Here is a 19,729-nt window from a genome sequence, read left to right as displayed (position 1 = left end):
GTGAGATTACATATTTTCTTCGGTTACTATGTGTCTACCCAGTAAAAAAACTTGTAATTTTCAATGAACTTATATATGATGCATTTCGTAATAAAGTCTTGTAAATACAAGGATTTATTGTTGTATAGGGCCTATAGCTCAGTTGGTTAGAGCAGCGGACTCATAATCCGTTGGTCCACAGTTCAAGTCTGTGTGGGCCCACCATATAAAACAACCACTTAGGTGCACTAATCCTAAGTGGTTTTTTGTTTTATAAATTCAAGTAAGCACTATGTAATAAACTATAAGTTTTCGGCTTATTTTGCACCGATTTTTTATAAGTTATTTTTTTCACTCACTTGAATTCTAACGCTTTTAAGAAGCGCAGAATAAAATACAAATTACTGAATACAACGACAGAATGATTTAAACATCTCTTTATTCAGCATAAAGAACGGTTTCAATAGTAGAAAATTCATGCAATGACGTAATTTAAGGTATCGCTATCTAACGATAGAATTTATCTATTCACTATTATTGTATAGTCAAACTCGGCAGCCCTTAGAAAGCATAAATTTATATTTATGCTTTCTATACAGGATTGGTGTGAATGCCTACTCAATGCGGCTGTTTATAGTTGCTGGTTGTATCATGGTGCTGATGATAATGGCTTGATTTATGTTGCTCATGCTCATTAGATTTATCTTTAGGGTTCTTTTTCGGCGGAGCATCATCTAGACTTGATTGCTCTTCAGTGTTGTTAGACTCTAATTCATCCTTAGGGTGCTTTTGCTTAGTCATTTTATTCATCCTTTTCTAAAATTATAAGATTGACGATTTTTTAACCGACCCTATTACAATGCACGGATGCAAAAAAAAGATGTAGTTTTATATTGTATCTAAATATCAAATAGCGCCTAAATTTTTACTTACAAATCATTATCCAGTTCTACATTGAGAGTTTGATACAACTCAAAAAGTTCCGAAAGAAAACTGCTTCATTATTTAGGTTTTAGCCAGTTAGAACGTCTGGCGAACAACGAAGTGACTCAAATGATAAAAACATACTGCACCATTACAAAGTTATTTTTTTATTAAAAGGATACCGTATCTAAAATACAGATAAGATTTTTTATCCAAAAACGATTTTATTGTAGTATCAATACTTTGGTGCTGAAATCGTTATAAGTTGCAGATATGGATCGCTTGGAATGCAATCGGATGCTGATTGCGGTGATAGAACAAGGCAGCTTTGCCAAAGCTGCCGAACAGCGTCTGACCAGTGTGGCTCAGGCTTCTAAACTGATAGCACGTCTGGAAAATGAATTGGGTGTGCAATTGTTGCATCGTTCAACACGTTCTTTGCGCACGACAGAAATTGGGCAGGCCTATTATTTGCAAGTCAAGCAACTCATGGCTGAGTTTGACGAACTGGAAGTGAGTGTTAAAAATCAGTCACAAACACCCAGTGGGCGTATTAAAATTAGTGTTCCCAGTTCTTTTGGGGTGAACCAGTTAAGTCATGCACTGGTTGACTTTGCCCAGTTATATCCTGAAATTGAACTTGATGTCAGTTTTACCGATCGTCTGGTGAATGTGATTGATGAAGGCTTTGACCTTGCGATCCGAATTGGTTCTTTAAAAGACAGCAACCTGATTGCACGACATTTGCTGGATATACAGATTCTACTTGTGGCTGCACCGAGTTATTTACAGAAAGTACAGTTACCTGAGCATCCACAAGATTTACTAGAGCATCAGTGCATTATTGACCGCAATTTTAAAGAGCCTGAATTATGGCGTTTTAATAGAGTGCAATCGCCTGATCAACAGGAAGTGGTGCAAATACAAGGTCGAATTCATTTTGCAAATACTGAAGCTTGTCATACAGCAGCTTTGGCAGGTTTAGGGATTTGTAGAATGCCTGCCTTTATTTGTGGGCAGTCATTAAAAACCAAACAATTGATTCCACTCATGCCGAATTATCGGATCAAAAGTAGTGGGCTATATGCGGTTTATCCACCATCACGGCATTTGGCAAACAAGGTCAGGCGCTTGATTGATTTTCTAAAAAGCTATTATCAGAGTCGTCCAGAGTGGGATTTTATTGATTCAGAATAATGAATAAACCTTTTTCATCATGATTGCCGTCTTTATTTCTCTCATAGAAATAAACAGAATGAACTTGTGAAAGAAGCTCAATTATTTCTAAAATGGAAATAATATTTTGCTTGCTACGTGATTAATCTACAGATTAAAAATAATTATGCTATTTCCATAACGACATTGTTCAGGGAAATGATCATGAATACTGCACGAACCGCGCCTTATGCCGCTTTGCTGTTACGGGTGAGTCTAGCGATTTTATTTTTTGCACATGCAGGGCTAAAAATTTTCGTCTTTACACCCGCAGGCACAGCCAAATTTTTTGAATCTGTTGGCGTTCCAGGCTGGATGGCATATGTGACGATAACTTGGGAATTTTTAGGCGCAATTGCACTTCTAGTGGGCTTTAAGCCACGTTTAGCTGCATTGGCACTGATTCCTGTATTACTTGGTGCAATCTTTACTGTACATGGTGCGGCAGGTTTCTGGTTTACCAATGCCAATGGCGGCTGGGAATATCCGGCGTTCTGGATTGTCGGGTTAATCAGCCTAGCATTAATTGGTGATGGATCATATCATTTAAAATCTTCTTTTAAATCATAAAATAAAAATGAAGTGTGGTACTAAATCAGCACTACACTTTTTTGCTTTGAATAGGATGAAACCATGTTAGTAAATGGGCAGTGGGTAGAGAACTGGCAACCCGTACAGGCAATTGACCAAGAAGGTGGCTTTGTCCGCCAAATATCAAGTTTTAGAAACTGGATCACGCCTGATGGTCGGGCAGGTCAAACGGGTGAGGGTGGTTTTGAGGCAGAAAAAGAGCGCTATCATTTGTATGTTGCGCTGATTTGTCCTTGGGCTTCACGGACGCTGATTGCCCGTGAATTAAAAGGATTAACCGATATTGTGTCGGTTTCTGTGGTTGAACCGCAATTGAGCGACTTTGGTTGGCGTTTCGGACATGCCTTTTCTGCGAATATCGACAGCTTAAATCATAAGCAATATATGCACGAGATTTATACACTTGCCGATCCGAATTTCACTGGGCGGGCCACTGTACCTGTGCTTTGGGATAAAAAACGCAAAACGATCGTTAATAATGAATCGTCCGATATTGTTCGGATGTTTAATTCTGGGTTTGCTGATTTGGCACAGTCTGATTACGAGTTGTATCCTGAAAAGCTACAGTCTGAAATTGATGTATTGAATGAACAGATCTATCAAAAACTCAACAATGGGGTGTATCGCGCTGGTTTTGCAACGACACAAATCGCTTATGAACATGCAGTTGCGGACGTTTTTGAAATGCTGGAACAACTCGAAGTGCGATTGTCACAGCGCCGTTATGTGTTTGGAAATGAACTGACCGAAACGGATATCCGTTTGTTTGTGACTTTAATTCGCTTCGATGTGGCGTATCATGGTTTATTCAAATGTAATCTGAAACAGTTACGTTACTACCCGCATTTGACACGCTATGTACAGGATATTCTCATGATTCCTGGTATTGCTCAGACAGTGAATTTTGAGCATATCAAACAGGGGTATTATTCAATTAAGTCCTTAAATCCTCTAGGTATTGTGCCTGTTGGACCCGAAATTAACTTTCAATTACCCTTATAAGGTGAAAATACGATGAAAATTAAACTGGTGATTTTCTTGCATGGTGTTGGGAGTCAGGGCGCAGATTTATTGCCTGTAGGCAAGTTTTGGCAACATTATTATCCTGAACTAAAAATCGCAGCGCCGAACGCACCTTATCGGTTTATGAATAGCCCTGAAGCCTTTCAGTGGTTCAGTATTGATGGGGTGACTGTAGAGAATCGGTTACAGCGGATTGAACAGGCGCGTCCTGCTTTTGATCAGGCGATTCAACAAATTTTAGAGCAACATCAGTTACAGGATCATTTGGATCAGGTGGTGTTTTGCGGGTTTTCACAAGGCACGATTATGGCACTCGACGCTGTGGTTTCAGGACGCTGGGCGGTTGCTGGCGTGATTGGTTTTTCTGGGCGTTTATCTAGCCCAATTCAAGCCGATTTGGCTTATAAACCTAAAATTTTATTGTTACATGGTCAGAGTGATACAGTCATTTCAGCGACTGAATCGGTTCAGGCAGAGCAGTATTTAACTCAAGCGGGCTTTAATGCAACTGTACATTTATTTGATGGTCTTGGGCACAGTATTAATCGAACTGAACTGGAACAAAGCTTAAGTTTTTTTAAGTAGTTGATAAAAATCCGAGTGTCTCTACATAAGCCTCTATTTTTGCCGCGCCTGTAGTGTTGACTTTATATGCATTGAAGCAATTTAAGTGATATGTCTGCTCAGTTTTACAAATCATGGTCTGCTGGAATTATGTCATGATGAGGCTTTTATATTATTGAGTTTCAATCTGATTATATACAGTTGAATGGACAAGAAACGCCATGGTAACAGATTGATTTACGGGGTATGTTGTTGCCGAGAAGCTTTTCTGCTTGAGCCTATCTAAGACCGCTGTGTGTTTGCTGCCGAGTCTAGTTGCCGTGGCATGTTCTGTGATGCGTATGGCTTAAGCTAAAATAGCCTAAGTCATACGGTAAAACGCAATGAATAAAATCAAAGAATCGTAAATAGCTGTTCTTTGCTTAAACGTGATTTTGGTAGTTTCGCATTAAAGTCTTGCTCGCTGCGATAGCCCAAAGTTAACACGACTGAGCTATGATAACCTTGATTGATTAAATCAAATTCTTGATTCAGCACTGCATCATCAAAGCCGCCAATCGGAGTGGCATCAATTCCTAAAATTGGTGCAGCCAAAAGCAATTCACCGAGTGCAATAAAGGTTTGGGTTTCCATCCAGTGCTTAATATTGCCTTTTTCGTTGCGATAGTAGTCGATATAACCTGCACGGGTTTCACGCTGCGCCTGTTTAGTCGCTGCATCTTTGAAACGCCCCAATTCATCATCGCGCTCAACCAGTTGTTCCAGATAGGCTTCAGTGGCGTCATTACGTGTACACAACACAATGGTATGTGAAGAGTCGAGTACTTTAGGCGCATTGTAGGCATATTTGCCAGTCATGGCTTTGGTTACGCGTTGTTTTGCTTCAGGGCTTTGTATCACCAAAAAATGCCAAGGCTGGATGTTAATCGATGAAGGAGCTAAACGGAGTACTTCAAGGAGAAGATCAATCTGGTCTTGCGGGATTTTTTTATTTGGGTCGTAGGCTTTGGTGGTGTAGCGTTGTTGGGCAAGGTTGAGAAGATCCATATGCTATCCTAATTATGATCAAATTCGGGTTTAACTCATCATGTGATAATATGTGGACGTTTTATCAAAACACAACAAATTTACCGTAAGAGAATGCGTGAAATTGTGTGAAATATCTCTTTTTAACACAATTTAAACGCAGATTTAGAATTGATAACATATAGAAAAATTCATAGAAATGGCTGGATTCTGCATCGTATTACAATCAAATTATTCTTTAAGTGCGGATGGTAAATTCTTATTAATCATAAAACTATCGTAAAAAAATAGCAGCTAATAAAATACCACCTATAAATTCAATAATACGTCCAAGAAAACTCATAAGATTTAAATTATTATTTTTAAAATATTTTTCACTATTTTTAAACAAATAAATTCTAGAGCAACTGAAGAATATACTATAAATCTATTCACTGAAGATAAATCATCGAAGTAATTTATCCCCTTACTTCTTTTAACAAGAAGATAAAACATAAAAATAGAATAACCAACTAAGCCTAAAAAAATACAAACAAAACTGTTTACTTCAGACTTACTCATAATTTCGTTTTTCATAAAATCTCTTATTAGAAATATAAATATTTAAAAAATAAAAATTTATATTTTATATAAAACAAATGCTTAAACACTATTTATTTTTTCTGCCGTAGAGAGAAATAAAGGGTAATATGAAAGAAGTCTAATAATTAGGTATCTTGAACCTGACAATTCTTTTGGATTTTCATTAAGATGCGTTTGCGAATCAAACCACTCACAGGTCGAATCAGATACCAATAGGGTCGAAAACTAGACAACGCTTTTTGATCTACACAAAAAACACGTGTTTCAGTCGTGAGCTCTGTGTGCGTGTCACTGATTTTTTCAGCCCAAAAATGCAGCGTCAGTTTGGCTGAGCCTGATTCTGAAAATGCTAAAAAAGATGTTGCGTCAAGAATTGGCTGTTGCCCATAATTAAGCTGCCAGAATTTCCCCGCCAAGCCCATCATCAGTTCTTGCTGTTCAATGTGTTCTAATCTTGTGAAATTATCTAAACCGAAGGCTTGCTTAGAAATGCGCTGTTGCCCCGTGATTTTGTCAAGAAGTCTGATGGGTAGCTCCCTTAAGCCAATCGCAAATTTGAAAAAAGCGTCATCATCACCCCGATAATTGAGCACAGCATGCATTACATCTGCTTGAGATGCTGCGATTTTTATCGAATGGGTTTCTATAAAATGATAGTGAGGTAGATATTTATTGTTGATAGACATCGCTTGTTACATTAATTTTTATGATGATTTGTTCCGATCATAGGGAGAAAAGTTGTGATCTGTCAAATATCCTAGATTGCATCAGGTTTTATTGAGATATTTTAACCATTCCAATATTTTAAAATTCATTTTAGACGCAACAATTGGTTAGATTAGGCTTCTTGCATAAGTCCTTTTTATTTCTCTTGCGCTGTATTGGAATATATTCCAATTTCGCTCAGGGAGAAAAATAAACAGGGTGTAGGCAATTATAAAAGAAGTCGATTGATGGCAGTTTTAAATCAAATTTTATATTTGTGTCATGCTGCAACAGAAGATCGTCCTCTGATACAAAAATAGACGATGCTTTAGCGTGGTTGGTCTATATGAAATATAATGCATAGCTTATGAATAAAACTGCAAATGAGCTAAATGCTTAATCAGCAAACCTTTGAAAAATAAAACTTCTAAAGTAGAAAAAATGATTTAGGTATTCAGAAATCGTAATGATTTAGAGCCGCACTATTATGCTTCAGACATGCTAACATAAAGCGCAAAATCTCCGTGTAGCTGGGTATATCAATGACTGAGGAAAGATTAACTCACCTTAAACAGCTTGAGGCTGAAAGTATTCATATTATTCGAGAAGTCGCTGCGGAATTTGAAAATCCCGTCATGCTTTACTCGATTGGTAAAGACTCAGCAGTAATGTTGCATTTGGCAATGAAGGCTTTTTATCCTGCAAAATTGCCATTTCCATTATTGCATGTGAATACTGGGTGGAAATTCAAGGACATGATCACTTTCCGTGATGAAATGGTTAAGCGACTTGGTCTTGAATTGATTGAACATAAAAATCTGGAAGGTATCGCGCAGAATATTAACCCGTTCGATCACGGTAGTTCAAAATATACTGACATCATGAAAACGCAAGCTTTAAAGCAAGCACTTGATAAATATCAATTTGATGCAGCATTTGGTGGTGCGCGCCGTGATGAAGAAAAATCACGTGCCAAAGAACGTGTGTATTCGTTCCGTGACAGCAAACACCGTTGGGATCCGAAAAACCAACGCCCAGAGCTTTGGAATATCTATAACGGTAAAGTCAACAAAGGCGAAAGCATCCGTGTTTTCCCATTGTCTAACTGGACTGAACTAGACATCTGGCAATATATCTATTTGGAAAATATTCCATTAGTTCCATTGTATTTGGCTGCAGAACGTCCTGTGGTTGAACGTGATGGCACACTGATCATGATCGATGATGAGCGCTTCCCACTACGTGAAGGTGAAGTTCCACAAATGAAATCGGTACGTTTCCGTACGCTTGGCTGTTACCCGTTAACAGGTGCAGTTGAGTCAACTGCGGACACCTTGCCGGAAATTATTCAAGAAATGCTTTTAGCCACAAGCTCTGAGCGTCAAGGTCGTATGATTGACCATGATGAAGCAGGCTCAATGGAAAAGAAAAAGCAAGAAGGCTATTTCTAATTAATCTCCTTGGAAACTTCCCCTAACCCCTCTTTGAGAAAGAGGGGAACGAGGTGGAAGGAAAGAGATTTAAGAGACCGATTTCAACGAATTTGTGGAGTTTGAGCGATGTCGCATCAATCAGATCTAATTAGCCAAGATATTTTGGCGTATTTGAAACAACATGAAAACAAAGACTTACTGCGTTTTTTAACTTGCGGTAACGTCGATGATGGTAAAAGTACCTTAATTGGTCGTTTACTGTATGATTCAAAATTGATTTATGAAGATCAATTACAAGCAGTAACCCGTGACAGTAAAAAAGTCGGGACAACAGGTGATGCACCTGACTTGGCACTTCTTGTAGATGGTCTGCAAGCAGAACGCGAGCAGGGCATTACCATTGATGTAGCTTACCGTTATTTCTCAACTGAAAAACGTAAGTTCATCATTGCTGATACTCCAGGGCATGAGCAGTACACACGTAACATGGCAACAGGTGCGTCTACTTGTGACCTTGCAATCATCTTGATTGATGCGCGTTATGGTGTGCAAACCCAGACTCGTCGTCACACGTATATTGCGAGCCTGCTTGGCATTAAGAACATTATTGTTGCAATCAACAAAATGGACTTGGTGGAGTTTTCTGAAGCACGCTTCAATGAAATCCAAGCTGACTATGCAAACTTCGTGAACCAGTTGGGTGACCGTAAGCCAAGCAATATCATATTTACGCCAATTTCTGCATTGAATGGCGATAACGTGGTGAACAAATCGCCAAATACCCCATGGTATACAGGTGAAACCTTGATGGGTACGCTGGAATCTGTTCAGATTAATCGTAATACTGAAAAACATGATTTCCGTTTCCCTGTGCAGTATGTTAACCGTCCTAACCTCGATTTCCGTGGTTTCGCAGGTACAATTGCGTTGGGTGAAATCAACGTGGGCGATAAAGTTGTGGCTTTACCATCTGGTAAGTCTTCAACTGTCAAAGAAATCGTAACTTTTGATGGCAATTTGCAACACGCATTTGCAGGTCAAGCAGTGACGTTGACCTTGAATGACGAGATCGATGTATCACGCGGTAACATGCTGGTACGTGCAGATCAAGCTGCTCCAACCATTTCTCGTTCAGTGAAAGCAACTGTAGTGTGGATGGCTGATCATCCGTTGGTGGTGGGTAAGCTGTATAACTTGAAAGTAGGTACACAAACTGTTCCTGCTAAAGTGACTGCGATTAACTTCCGTACCAATGTCAACACACTTGAGCATGTTCAGGTTGAAGCATTGGAATTGAACGCAATTGCCAATGTCACCATCGAGTTTGATGCGCCAGTCGTATTTGACCGTTATCAAGACAGCCGTTACACAGGTTCATTTATCTTTATTGACCGTCTGAACAACGTGACTGTTGGTGCAGGTATGGTGGAAGAGTCTGTTGAATGGACTGCACATACCAGCCCAGTAACTGCTGAAGAACGTGCTGCACGTTTAGGTCAAAAACCTGCCGTATTGGCTGTGACTGCTGAAGTGTTTGCTCAGGCGCAACAGCTTGAACGTGCATTGCTTGAAACAGGTGTGGTTGCAGTAGCTAAAGCAGGTTTAACTGTTGAACAAATCAGTTTGTTACGTGAAACAGGCGTGGTTGTGATTGTTGATGATGCTGAACAGGCAGATTCGACCGTGACATTGACCGAGTTTGATGCTGCGGTTCAATACATCCAAGAACTTGTACAACTCTAAGTTTTGGTTTTAGTTGATATATTGCATATCAACTGAATAAACGAAAAAGCCCAATCATCTGATTGGGCTTTTTTATTAAATTCTAATCATGCTTTGAAATAGGCTTATATATTTGAGTCTTATGTGATCCGTATCTATACCGCTAAAAAATACAAAACCGAGTCAATCGCTTAACTCGGTCTTTTATAAAGCTGCCAACCTATTTCAGGTCATGACAAGATTTAAAACTTAAAGCATATTTTAGTAACGGCCTTGTTTCATGGCAGTCAGGTTTTCCCAAACGTTGTTGCGACCTTGTTTTTGAATTTCCATCAATAAACGATCAGCAACTTGACGTTCTTCAGGATATTTAGATTTATAACTTGATAAAGTTGCAAGCGCATTTTTGCGTTGTTCAAGGAATAAATAGTTGTTGACTGCAGACAAATAGGCTTCTTGTACACCACCTTTCATGGCTTTGTCTAAATAAGGAATCGCCTCATGCTGACCGCCACCTTCAGATAAAGAGAAACCAAACCAGAAGTTTGTGGTTGGATCGTTTGGATTCATCTTGATAAGACGTTGTGCATATTTGAGTGATTTGGTGGTGTACTGTGTTCCCATATCCAAATTACGCGCCATGACGCTGACTTTAAATGCACGTACCAAGACATCATAAGAAGCGTTGTCATTAGCCGCAAGCGCATCTAACTGAACGCTGATTTCACGCAATTTTGACTCATAACCACAACGCTCATTTCGATTTGTGAACTGTGGTGGATAGTGGCGTGCTTTTCCTTCAGCGAGTTGTAAGAAATCATCAATATGTGTGACATCCAGCTCATTTTGACCTGCTGAAGCCGCATATTTCATATTAGCTTGCTTATAACCAATGGTTGGTACAATCAACTTGTTGGAATTTGCATTTTTTAAGTCAATTTCAAATGCAGGTGGTGCAGTATAGTTAAATGGGTTTAGCGCATAAAATGGTGGGCTAACCTCTGGTTCAGTAAAAACAATCGGGGTATTTTGAGAATTATTATTTTTTACAGCAACGGGGCTACATGCTGAAAGAAATGTTGCTGTCATCAGCATAGTTGCTATAGCTTTTAATCTCATCTTGGTTTCCAATTTGGTTGATGGCAAACGATATTTCAGAAGTCTAAAAAAAAGCAAAACTGCATACAAGCACAAGCGTGTAACAGGATGCTATTCACAACTTTAGCTTTTTGACTGACGAGTCTGGGATTCACACTCGCGACGCACTTCCTCAATAATTTTCAGCTCTTCTTCACTATATGGTTGCTGTTCAGTTTGTTGCTTTTTAAAGGTCGGGTCAAGCAAAGACAGGCGCTGGCATAGTGTATTCATGCGTTGCTCATTGTTTTGCATGCGATCAAGTAAAACACGAATACCTTCTAAAATTGGATCAGTTTGATCCTGAGATGCTGCATACGGTTGGAAACCGATTTGTTCAGCATAGTCACGGCGACGTGCTTCTTCAGCATTTTTTTCTTTATCTTTTTCTTTAAAGATGTAGCGAGCAGGGTTGCCCACAGCAGTGACGCCTTCAGGAACTTCTTTGGTCACAACTGCATTTGAACCGACTTTGGCATTTTTATGTACGGTAAATGGCCCTAAGATTTTGGCACCCGCACCGACAATTACCCCATCTTCAAGGGTTGGGTGGCGTTTGCCTTTATTCCATGTCGTGCCTCCGAGAGTCACGCCATGATATAACGTCACATCATCGCCAATTTCTGCAGTCTCGCCGATGACGACACCCATACCGTGGTCAATGAAAAAACGCTTACCAATTTTTGCACCTGGGTGAATTTCAATCCCTGTCACAAAACGACTAAAAGAAGATAAGGCGCGCGCACTTCCTTTACAGTTCTTCTTCCACAATTCATGTGCCATGCGGTGCATGATCAGCGCATGAATTCCGGGGTAAGTCGTCAGAACTTCCAAAGTATTGCGTGCGGCTGGATCTCGAGCAAAAACAGCATTGATATCTTCTTTGAGCTGCTTAAACATGGGGCTGATCCTCCTTATCTGTCGATTTTTTCCATTTGCCTTGGCTGAGCGCCTGTACGCGGGTAAAGATACCGCGTAATAAATTATATTCCATACGGTCAAGCTGAATTCTGCCAAATAACCGTCGTAAACGTAGTGGCAGTAGTCTTGGATTATTTAGATCTAAAAATTCAATTTCTTCAAGCATTTTTTCAAGATGCGGGTAAAATTGTTGCATCTGTTCCTGAGTCACCAGTGGCTCATCCCAGTGCATGTCAATCTGGTTATTAACAGGCATGCTTTGTGCGTCGTTATCGTCTTGTTGTTCGTATGCAAGCGTTGCCATCCGCAGCTCATAGCAGATAATCTGAATCGCCTGAGCAACGTTTAACACGCCATATTCTGTATTGACTGGAATCGTCACATGGTAGTTGGCAAGCGCCAGTTCTTCATTGGTCAGACCGCGATCTTCACGCCCAAAAATAATCGCAACTTCCTGTTGTTGCTGTACCACAGCTTGCAGCGCTTTTTCACTGGCAGGGCGTACATCAAGTAGTGGCCAAGGAATAGTGCGGCTACGTGCACTGGTGCCAAACACTAGATGACAATCAGCAATCGCTTGCTCAAGCGTTTCTACAATCTCAATCTGTTCAATCAGGTCGGTTGCACCTGCGGCCAAAGCATCAATATCTGGATGCGGGTAAGTCTTTGGTGCAACCAGTACCAGTTTGCTGAGCCCCATGGTTTTCATGGCGCGCAAGGCACTGCCAATATTGGCAGGTAAAGTGGTGTTGACCATGACAATACGCACATGGTTTAAATGCGATGACACCATCGCATTATCAAAAGTTTTCATAATTTTTCCAAGATTTTACGAATACTGACTGACTTCAGCCTGATATAAATCAAGGGCTTCATCCATACTCATGTCGGCAGGCGGAGGGGGTACATTTGCCACCTGAGCTTCTTCGAGACTGATGGCTTTAGCCGCTTTGGACTTGACGTGGTATTCCACATACAGTGCATCTTTACCGAAATAATCCCGCAGTTTACGCAAAGCATCATCTGTAGGTGCGATTTTCCAGTGATCAGCGAAATGCAGTTCTGCCTGTGCATAGCTAAAATCGAGTTTTAAGACCACAGGAATATGTTGATACTCGGGCAATTGCTTAAATGGTTGCAACAGTTGCTGTAAATCTGCTGATAAGCTTGGGCTAAAACTGTGCTGATCAAGTTTAATCTGAATATTCTGTGCGCGTTTTTGGCGAACTTCGTTGAGGTCAAAGGCTTTGGTTAAGCGTGCCATCGGGCGTTCAAAGCCTTCACGCTCATAAATCTCACCTTCAATAATCACCACGCGCTCATTTTGAATAATCTCTTTAAAGCGCTGGAAGCGTTCATGGTTGCAACTCACCTCAATACGGGCTGTGCCGTCATCTAGTGTGATCATCATACGGTTCGGGAAGTTGGCAACATCCATCACTAAACCTGCAAATACAGTGGTTTGTCCTCGACGGGTCGGGCTAAGTTCACTGATTTTATTTGGAATGAATGCTTTGAGTTCTGACCGATACACATCAATCGGGTGACCTGTCAGGTATAAGCCCAGTGTATCTTTTTCACCTTTTAAGCGAACTTCATCTGACCACGGTTTAACAGGTTTGGCAGGTTTACGCTGAACCTCTTCGACTTCACCAAACAAATCCATAATGCCTGTTTCACGGTTTTGGCGTGCCTGTTCCGCTGCTTGCACCGCTTCAGGAAGCTGTGCCATCAGGCTTGCACGTTCAATACCTAAACAGTCAAGCGCACCTGCACGAATCAGTGCTTCGAGAGTACGCTTATTGATTTTTTTCAGGTCAATGCGGTGGCAAAAATCAAATAAATCCTGATAAGGACCATCCTTTTCGCGAGACTCAATCACCGATTGCATGGCTTGTTCACCGACGCCTTTGATCGCTCCCAAACCATAAACAATCGTACGTTCTGCGCTGGCATGGAAATGATACAGTGACATATTGACTGATGGTGGCAAGACCTCTAGACCATTGCTACGGCAGTCATCGATCAAGAACACCACGTTGTCTGTGTTTTGCATTTCCGAAGACATCACCGCCGCCATGAACTCGGCAGGATAGTGTGCTTTTAGCCATGCTGTATGGTAAGCAACCAGTGCATAAGCTGCGGCGTGTGATTTGTTAAAACCGTAGCCTGCGAACTTTTCCATATAGTCAAAGATATGGTTGGCCGTGGCTTCATCAATATCTTTTTTGGCTGCACCTTCAATAAAGATCTGGCGCTGCTTGACCATTTCCTCGGGTTTCTTTTTACCCATGGCACGACGGAGTAAGTCCGCACCACCGAGGGTATAGCCTGCGCAGTACTGCGCTGCCTGCATCACCTGTTCCTGATATACCATAATGCCGTACGTTGGTTCGAGGACACCTTCTAACAGTGGATGTAAATACTCAAACTCGCCACCGTGCATACGGTGAATAAAGTCCGGAATCAGATCCATTGGGCCTGGGCGGTACAAGGATACAAACGCAATAATCTCTTCAAACTTGCTTGGGCGTGCTTCTTTGAGCATGCGCTTCATACCAACGGATTCAAACTGGAATACCGCTGTGGTGTTGGCTTCAGCAAAGATTTTATAGGCGTGAGGGTCATCTAAGGTAACATTAGAAATGAGTAATTGCTCATCTGCTGCACGTCGCTTGTTAATATTTTGTATAGCATCTTCAATGACGGTCAGGTTACGCAGACCCAAGAAGTCGAATTTGACCAGACCTGCGGATTCAACATCATCTTTATCGTATTGGGCGACGCGGTTAGTACCATCGGCATCACAAAGCACCGCAGAAAAGTCAGTAATTTTGGTTGGTGCAATGACCACGCCACCTGCGTGTTTGCCTGTATTTCGGGTGATGCCTTCGAGTTTTAGCGCCATTTCCCAGATTTCTGAGGCATCATCATAGTCAGGGTTCGATGGATTGGTCACGATATCTTTAAGTTGTGGTTCCATTTCAATGGCTGTTGCCAAATCCACACCGAGCGGTTTGGTTGGTACCATTTTAGAAATACGGTCTGCCAAACCATAAGATTTGCCCAGTACCCGTGCTACGTCACGAATCGCGCCTTTAGCTGCCATGGTACCAAAAGTCGCAATTTGCGATACAGCATCGCGCCCATAGTGACGCGCAACATAGTCAATCACACGGTCACGTCCCGCGATACAGAAGTCGACGTCAAAGTCGGGCATGGAAACACGTTCAGGGTTTAAGAAACGTTCGAATAGCAAATCATAACGCAGTGGATCAAGGTCGGTAATTTTTAGACTAAACGCGACCAATGAACCTGCACCTGAACCACGTCCAGGCCCTACAGGGACGCCGTTATTTTTCGACCACTGAATGAAGTCCATTACGATGAGGAAGTAGCCCGGAAACCCCATTTTAAGAATAATATCGATTTCGTAACGTAGGCGTTCATCGTAAGGTTTGCGTATTTCTGTCCAGTCTTCATCACGTTTTGCACTTGGATAAAGCTGTTCAAGGCGTTCTTCCAGACCTTCTTGGGCTAAGTGCTCAAAGTAGCTGTCGATGGTGAAGCCTTCAGGAATCGGATAGTCAGGCAAGAAGTATTTGCCTAGGCGTAAACTGACATTACAGCGTTTGGCAATCTGGACAGTATTTTCAATCGCACTTGGAATATCTGCAAACAGTTCAATCATTTGCTCAGAAGTTTTAAAGTACTGCTCAGGGCTGTATAAACGTGGGCGGCGATCATCTGCCAAGACATAACCTTCGGCAATGCAGACGCGGGCTTCGTGAGCTTCAAAATCTTCTTCAGTAATAAAGTGCACGTCATTGTGTGCGACAACACCAACCTGATATTTGGCGGCAAGTTTAATTGCTTCTGAAATAAAATCTTCTTCGTTAGGACGGTTAGTGCGGGTAAGTGCGAAGTAAACCCGATTGCCAAATTTTTCATGCCATTCTTGAAACAGTGGCTCAGCTTTTTGCGGATTGGACGAGCAGAGCAGTTTACCGACATCGCTGTGAATGCCAAGCAGTACAATAATGCCTTCGTGCTGATTAAGGATCCATTCTTTTTGCACACAAGGAATGTCGAGTTGTTGCCCTTCGATATAGCCTTGAGAAACCAGTTCGGTAATACTACGCCAACCGTGGTTATCGATTGCGAGTAGGGTGGCTTTATGTTCAGCATCGTTTAGGCGAATAGTGCTGCCTAAAATGGGTTTAATGCCTTTGCCCAAGCAGGATTTATAGAATTTGACCGCAGCATGCAGGTTCGACAAGTCGGTCAATGCCAAAGCAGGCATTTCTTGTTTTACCGCAGCTTTAATTAAATCAGGTATACGAACAATCGATTCGGTAATCGAAAACTCTGTATGGATACCAAGATGTACAAACTGCTGCATAAAAACGTCCTTCGCGAAAGCAACGTTTATTTTAACATGCTATTTCTACAATATAAGCCTGTAATTTTTCTTTGTGGAAAATCTATGCAGTTTTGATAAAAAAATCCCGAAGCCAAAGACCTCGGGATCTATGCGTCTGTTTATAAATTAGTATTCATAGAACATACGTTGAATTTCTTTGGCATCTTTGGTTTTTGTTAATGCTAAAGCAGTCAAAATGCGTGCCTTCTGAGGATTTAAATCATGTGCTGCAACCCAGCCATATTTGTCATCTGGTTGTTCAGCATTACGAAGTACAAAACCTTGCGGTACACGAGATGAACGCACGATTTGTACGCCTTCAGATTGTAATTTATTCAATGTCGGTACGATGTAGTTGGCAACTGAACCATTTCCCGTACCTGCATGAATAATCGCTTTTGCACCTGCTTGCTGAAGTGCAAGGTATGATTGTGGCAACATATTATCTGAACCATAGACAATACCAACTAGAGGTAAGCTGTCACTTTTAATGGATTCAATGTTGAATTCAGAAGAACTGTTATGACGCTTAGGGGTTTCGCGGAACCAGTAAGGTTTCCCTTCAACGACAGTGCCTAAAGCACCCCATTGGCTCGCAAAAGCATTGGTATGAATGTTGATGGTTTTGCTGACATCGCGCGCAGCAAAAATACTATCATTCATCATCACCAGGACGCCTTTACCTTTGGCTGACTCTGAAGATGCTAACGCGACTGCACTATACAGGTTCAGTGGGCCATCGGCAGACATTGCGGTACTTGGACGCATCGATCCTACGAGTACAATCGGTTTATCTGTATGTACGACCAAATTCAGGAAAAATGCAGTCTCTTCCATGGTGTCTGTACCATGGGTGATCACAATACCATTTACATCTGATTTTTTAACTAAATCATTAACTTGTCGTGCAAGGTTTAACAATTCTTTATCGGTAATGCTTTCAGACGCAATCTGTAGGGCTTGTACACCGCGTACATTTGCCAAATCCTGAACTTGAGGAACGGCATTAATCAGTGCATCGACAGGAACTTTTGCGGCTGTATAAGTTGCGCTGTTGGTTGAACTTGCACCTGCACCTGCAATCGTACCGCCTGTTGCAACTACAACAACATTGTTTTTGGCATAAAGTGGAAGAGAGCAGGCAAATAAGCCCATTGCTAAACCTAAAGATTTAACGGTTTTAGTCAACATCGAAAATATCCTTATGAAGTGACGAAAATAAATGGTGTTCAAACATCCTTGCATTTAAGCGAAATACATACCATATTTAGCACGTTTAAACATTGGTCAATAAAAAGCAGTATTGAATAATATTTTGTTTTAACAAAATGCCTGTGTCATTGCTTTTATTTGCGAGTAATAAATAACATGGAATAATAAAAAAATCTATTAATTTTTTCTAATTGCTATAAATTTAATCAAATATTGTTTTAATTTTAATCGATAAAATAAGAAATGATGATTTATGCTTTTTAATATTGTGAAATTGATCATTTTTATATCATTATTTTTTGTATGTAAACACATCAAAGCGATTTGTGAAATGCATAAATAAATCTTTTGAATAATTTTATGTAAATGATTTTTATTAATTTATTTTTAAGTTAAATCCATTGTGATGAATCTTGGTTATGTGGCATGAGTCGCCAGTAAATCTTAAAGTAGGTAATGTAGAGTGTAGTTTTTTTAAAATTATTTTATTTAAAATCTTATATCTTGATATTTTATTGCCTTTGTTTTTTATCATGAAAATAAACAAAATGGTTAATTGAATTATATTTTTTATATGAAGTTGTTTAATAACTAGGTTTAATTCTTTTGAAGTTTAATTATAAAAATATAAATTTTAATATTAATTCAAAATTTAAAAAAAGAGCAATTTTATATAACCATAATAAAATTGCTCTGTTAAGGAGTAAAACGAATTAAGCGATGTTTTGTTCTTGTTGTGGGTTAATTAATGCCTGCTCTGGAGCTTCTTCAGTTTCTGCTACCTTGTCACCTTCAAGTTTTGCGACAACAGCCGTAGCAATACTATTTCCGACAACATTGGTTGCAGTACGTCCCATATCAAGGAATTGGTCAATACCGAGGAGTAACAAGATTCCTGCTTCTGGTAAGTGGAACATGGTGAGTGTTGCTGAAATGACTACAATAGATGCCCGAGAAACACCCGCAATCCCTTTACTCGTAACCATGAGTGTCAACAAGATTAAAATCTGTTGTGTGAAACTCAATTCAATATGATAAGCCTGAGCAATAAAGAGTACTGCAAAGGTGGTGTACATCATTGAACCATCAAGGTTAAATGAATAGCCTAAAGGTAGAACAAAGCTGGTGATTTTTTTTGGCACACCAAACTTGGTGAGTGCATCCATAACTTTTGGATAAGCTGACTCGCTTGATGCTGTTGCAAAAGCAAGTGTAACTGGTTCACGAATAAGTTTGCCTAAGCGGAAGATATCTTTTTTAAGTACGATTGCACCCACAGTGAACAGTACAATCCAAAGTAGGAATAAACCGAAATAGAATTCGGCAATCAAAACGCCATAATCAACAATCAGACCTAGACCTTGTAATGTAACTGCAGATGCCATTGCAGCAAAGACCGCAACTGGAGCAAATGACATGACATAATCTGTGATGCGAAACATCACTTTGCTGAGTTCTTCTGTTAAACGGATAATGGTTGATTCTTTACCATGGCTGACATAGGCAAGCGCAGAACCAAAGAAGATTGAAAAAACAAGCACTTGTAAAATATCATTATTTGCCATTGCCTCCGCAATACTGCGAGGAAACACATGCGTCATAAATGATTGTAGGGTAAATCCTGTTGTCGCTGGGAGAGCAGCATTACTGACTTGTTGTGCGGTCGGCAAGGCTAAATGTAATCCTGCACCTGGTTGCAGAAAATTGGCAAGTCCCATCCCAATCGCCAGTGAAACGAATGACGCGGTAATAAACCAAGTCATGGATTTAAAGGTAATACTGCCTAGAGAAGCAGATTTCCCCATTGATACAATACCTGAAATGATGGTCGCAAATACCAATGGTGCAATGATCATTTTGATCAAGCGTAAGAATATATCTGTGATGATATTAAAATAAGACGCGATTTGCTTAAGTTGCTCACCTTGATTGAAAAAATGATGGCAGATCCAGCCTGTCAAAATTCCAAGCAAAATAGCAAATACAATATACTTGAGCAGCTTTTTTTGATTCATGCGAACCTCTATCCATTTGATTCAATCACTTTCTAGAGAGTAGCAGTCTAGGAATGATTGAAAGCTTTCCTTGTAAGTTCGGTTAGTTTTACGGATTCTATTCCTGAATCTGTATCTGCTCTGACCGAATTCGGGTGTCGTAATATTATTGTGCAGGTGGGCATTGTTGCTCGATTTTGAAGCAGTGTTAAATGCAAAAAAAGAAAGTAGTATGCATTTTTTACATAGCATTTGTTGCTTATGGCATGGAATATATT

16 protein-coding genes and 1 tRNA gene are annotated in these 19,729 nt (G+C 40.4%); 7 read left to right on the top strand and 10 right to left on the bottom strand.

The genetic code is table 11. The features are described from left to right. The first annotated feature begins 127 nt into the window (after positions 1–127). Positions 128–204 (top strand) — tRNA-Ile (locus tag P255_RS06670). A gap of 393 nt (positions 205–597) precedes the next feature. On the opposite strand, the gene P255_RS06665 is transcribed toward P255_RS06670, so the two are convergent. Then, positions 598–780: a hypothetical protein gene (locus P255_RS06665; protein WP_004904958.1), complete on the bottom strand. Its 183-nt coding sequence runs from the start codon at positions 778–780 to the stop codon at positions 598–600. A 396-nt stretch (positions 781–1,176) separates the two neighbouring features. On the opposite strand from P255_RS06665, the gene P255_RS06660 reads away from it, so the two are divergent. The 4 genes from P255_RS06660 to P255_RS06645 all read left to right on the top strand — a co-directional run bounded on the left by P255_RS06660 (position 1,177) and on the right by P255_RS06645 (position 4,317). Continuing rightward, the gene (locus P255_RS06660; protein ID WP_228127538.1) at positions 1,177–2,100 is read left to right on the top strand and encodes a LysR family transcriptional regulator; all 924 of its coding nucleotides are present in this window, start codon (positions 1,177–1,179) and stop codon (positions 2,098–2,100) included. Between the two features lie 183 nt (positions 2,101–2,283). Further along, entirely contained in the window at positions 2,284–2,688 is a 405-nt protein-coding gene (locus P255_RS06655) for a DoxX family protein (RefSeq protein ID WP_004904964.1), read from the top strand. A 63-nt stretch (positions 2,689–2,751) separates the two neighbouring features. Further along, the gene (locus P255_RS06650) at positions 2,752–3,711 is read left to right on the top strand and encodes a glutathione S-transferase family protein (protein ID WP_004904965.1); all 960 of its coding nucleotides are present in this window, start codon (positions 2,752–2,754) and stop codon (positions 3,709–3,711) included. A 12-nt stretch (positions 3,712–3,723) separates the two neighbouring features. Continuing rightward, positions 3,724–4,317 carry an alpha/beta hydrolase gene (locus P255_RS06645; RefSeq protein WP_004904966.1) on the top strand — a complete coding sequence of 198 codons (594 nt, stop codon included), beginning with the start codon at positions 3,724–3,726 and terminating at the stop codon, positions 4,315–4,317. Positions 4,318–4,689: 372 nt separating this feature from the next. On the opposite strand, the gene nfsB is transcribed toward P255_RS06645, so the two are convergent. The 3 genes from nfsB to P255_RS06630 form a co-directional block, all read right to left on the bottom strand. After that, positions 4,690–5,343, bottom strand: coding sequence for an oxygen-insensitive NAD(P)H nitroreductase (gene nfsB / locus P255_RS06640; protein WP_004904967.1), 654 nt, complete (start codon positions 5,341–5,343; stop codon positions 4,690–4,692). Positions 5,344–5,670: 327 nt separating this feature from the next. Then, complete coding sequence (locus P255_RS06635) at positions 5,671–5,898, bottom strand: hypothetical protein (protein WP_004904968.1); 228 nt, start codon at positions 5,896–5,898, stop codon at positions 5,671–5,673. 131 nt (positions 5,899–6,029) lie between these two features. Beyond that, on the bottom strand, positions 6,030–6,590 hold the full coding sequence (locus tag P255_RS06630) for a hypothetical protein (protein WP_004904969.1): 561 nt from the start codon (positions 6,588–6,590) through the stop codon (positions 6,030–6,032). 561 nt (positions 6,591–7,151) lie between these two features. Between P255_RS06630 and cysD the strand changes: the two genes are divergently transcribed. Next, a complete protein-coding gene (gene cysD, locus P255_RS06625; protein ID WP_004904970.1) occupies positions 7,152–8,060 on the top strand; it encodes a sulfate adenylyltransferase subunit CysD in 909 nt (302 codons plus the stop codon). A gap of 108 nt (positions 8,061–8,168) precedes the next feature. After that, positions 8,169–9,785 carry a sulfate adenylyltransferase subunit CysN gene (cysN, locus tag P255_RS06620; protein WP_004904971.1) on the top strand — a complete coding sequence of 539 codons (1,617 nt, stop codon included), beginning with the start codon at positions 8,169–8,171 and terminating at the stop codon, positions 9,783–9,785. A gap of 240 nt (positions 9,786–10,025) precedes the next feature. Here cysN and P255_RS06615 read toward each other — a convergent pair whose 3' ends face one another. From P255_RS06615 to P255_RS06590, 6 genes are all read right to left on the bottom strand, one after another. Next, positions 10,026–10,883, bottom strand: a complete 858-nt coding sequence (locus P255_RS06615; RefSeq protein WP_004904973.1) for an ABUW_2363 family tetratricopeptide repeat lipoprotein — start codon at positions 10,881–10,883, stop codon at positions 10,026–10,028. 102 nt (positions 10,884–10,985) lie between these two features. Next, the gene (cysE, locus tag P255_RS06610) at positions 10,986–11,801 is read right to left on the bottom strand and encodes a serine O-acetyltransferase (RefSeq protein ID WP_004904975.1); all 816 of its coding nucleotides are present in this window, start codon (positions 11,799–11,801) and stop codon (positions 10,986–10,988) included. Next, positions 11,794–12,636, bottom strand: a complete 843-nt coding sequence (locus P255_RS06605) for an RNA methyltransferase (protein WP_004904977.1) — start codon at positions 12,634–12,636, stop codon at positions 11,794–11,796. Before P255_RS06605 ends, cysE begins: the two co-directional genes overlap by 8 nt. Positions 12,637–12,651: 15 nt before the next feature. After that, the gene (dnaE, locus tag P255_RS06600) at positions 12,652–16,224 is read right to left on the bottom strand and encodes a DNA polymerase III subunit alpha (RefSeq protein ID WP_004904978.1); all 3,573 of its coding nucleotides are present in this window, start codon (positions 16,222–16,224) and stop codon (positions 12,652–12,654) included. 147 nt (positions 16,225–16,371) lie between these two features. Next, positions 16,372–17,436 (bottom strand): type II asparaginase, encoded by a 1,065-nt coding sequence (locus P255_RS06595; RefSeq protein ID WP_004904980.1) that lies wholly within the window; start codon positions 17,434–17,436, stop codon positions 16,372–16,374. A 734-nt stretch (positions 17,437–18,170) separates the two neighbouring features. Further along, positions 18,171–19,472, bottom strand: a complete 1,302-nt coding sequence (locus P255_RS06590) for a dicarboxylate/amino acid:cation symporter (protein WP_004904982.1) — start codon at positions 19,470–19,472, stop codon at positions 18,171–18,173. Between the last annotated feature and the right edge of the window lie 257 nt (positions 19,473–19,729).

Origin of the sequence: Acinetobacter brisouii CIP 110357, from assembly GCF_000488275.1 — a bacterium.
In the GTDB taxonomy this organism is placed as follows: Bacteria; Pseudomonadota; Gammaproteobacteria; order Pseudomonadales; family Moraxellaceae; genus Acinetobacter; species Acinetobacter brisouii.
This window is presented reverse-complemented; position numbering and strand designations above follow the sequence as displayed.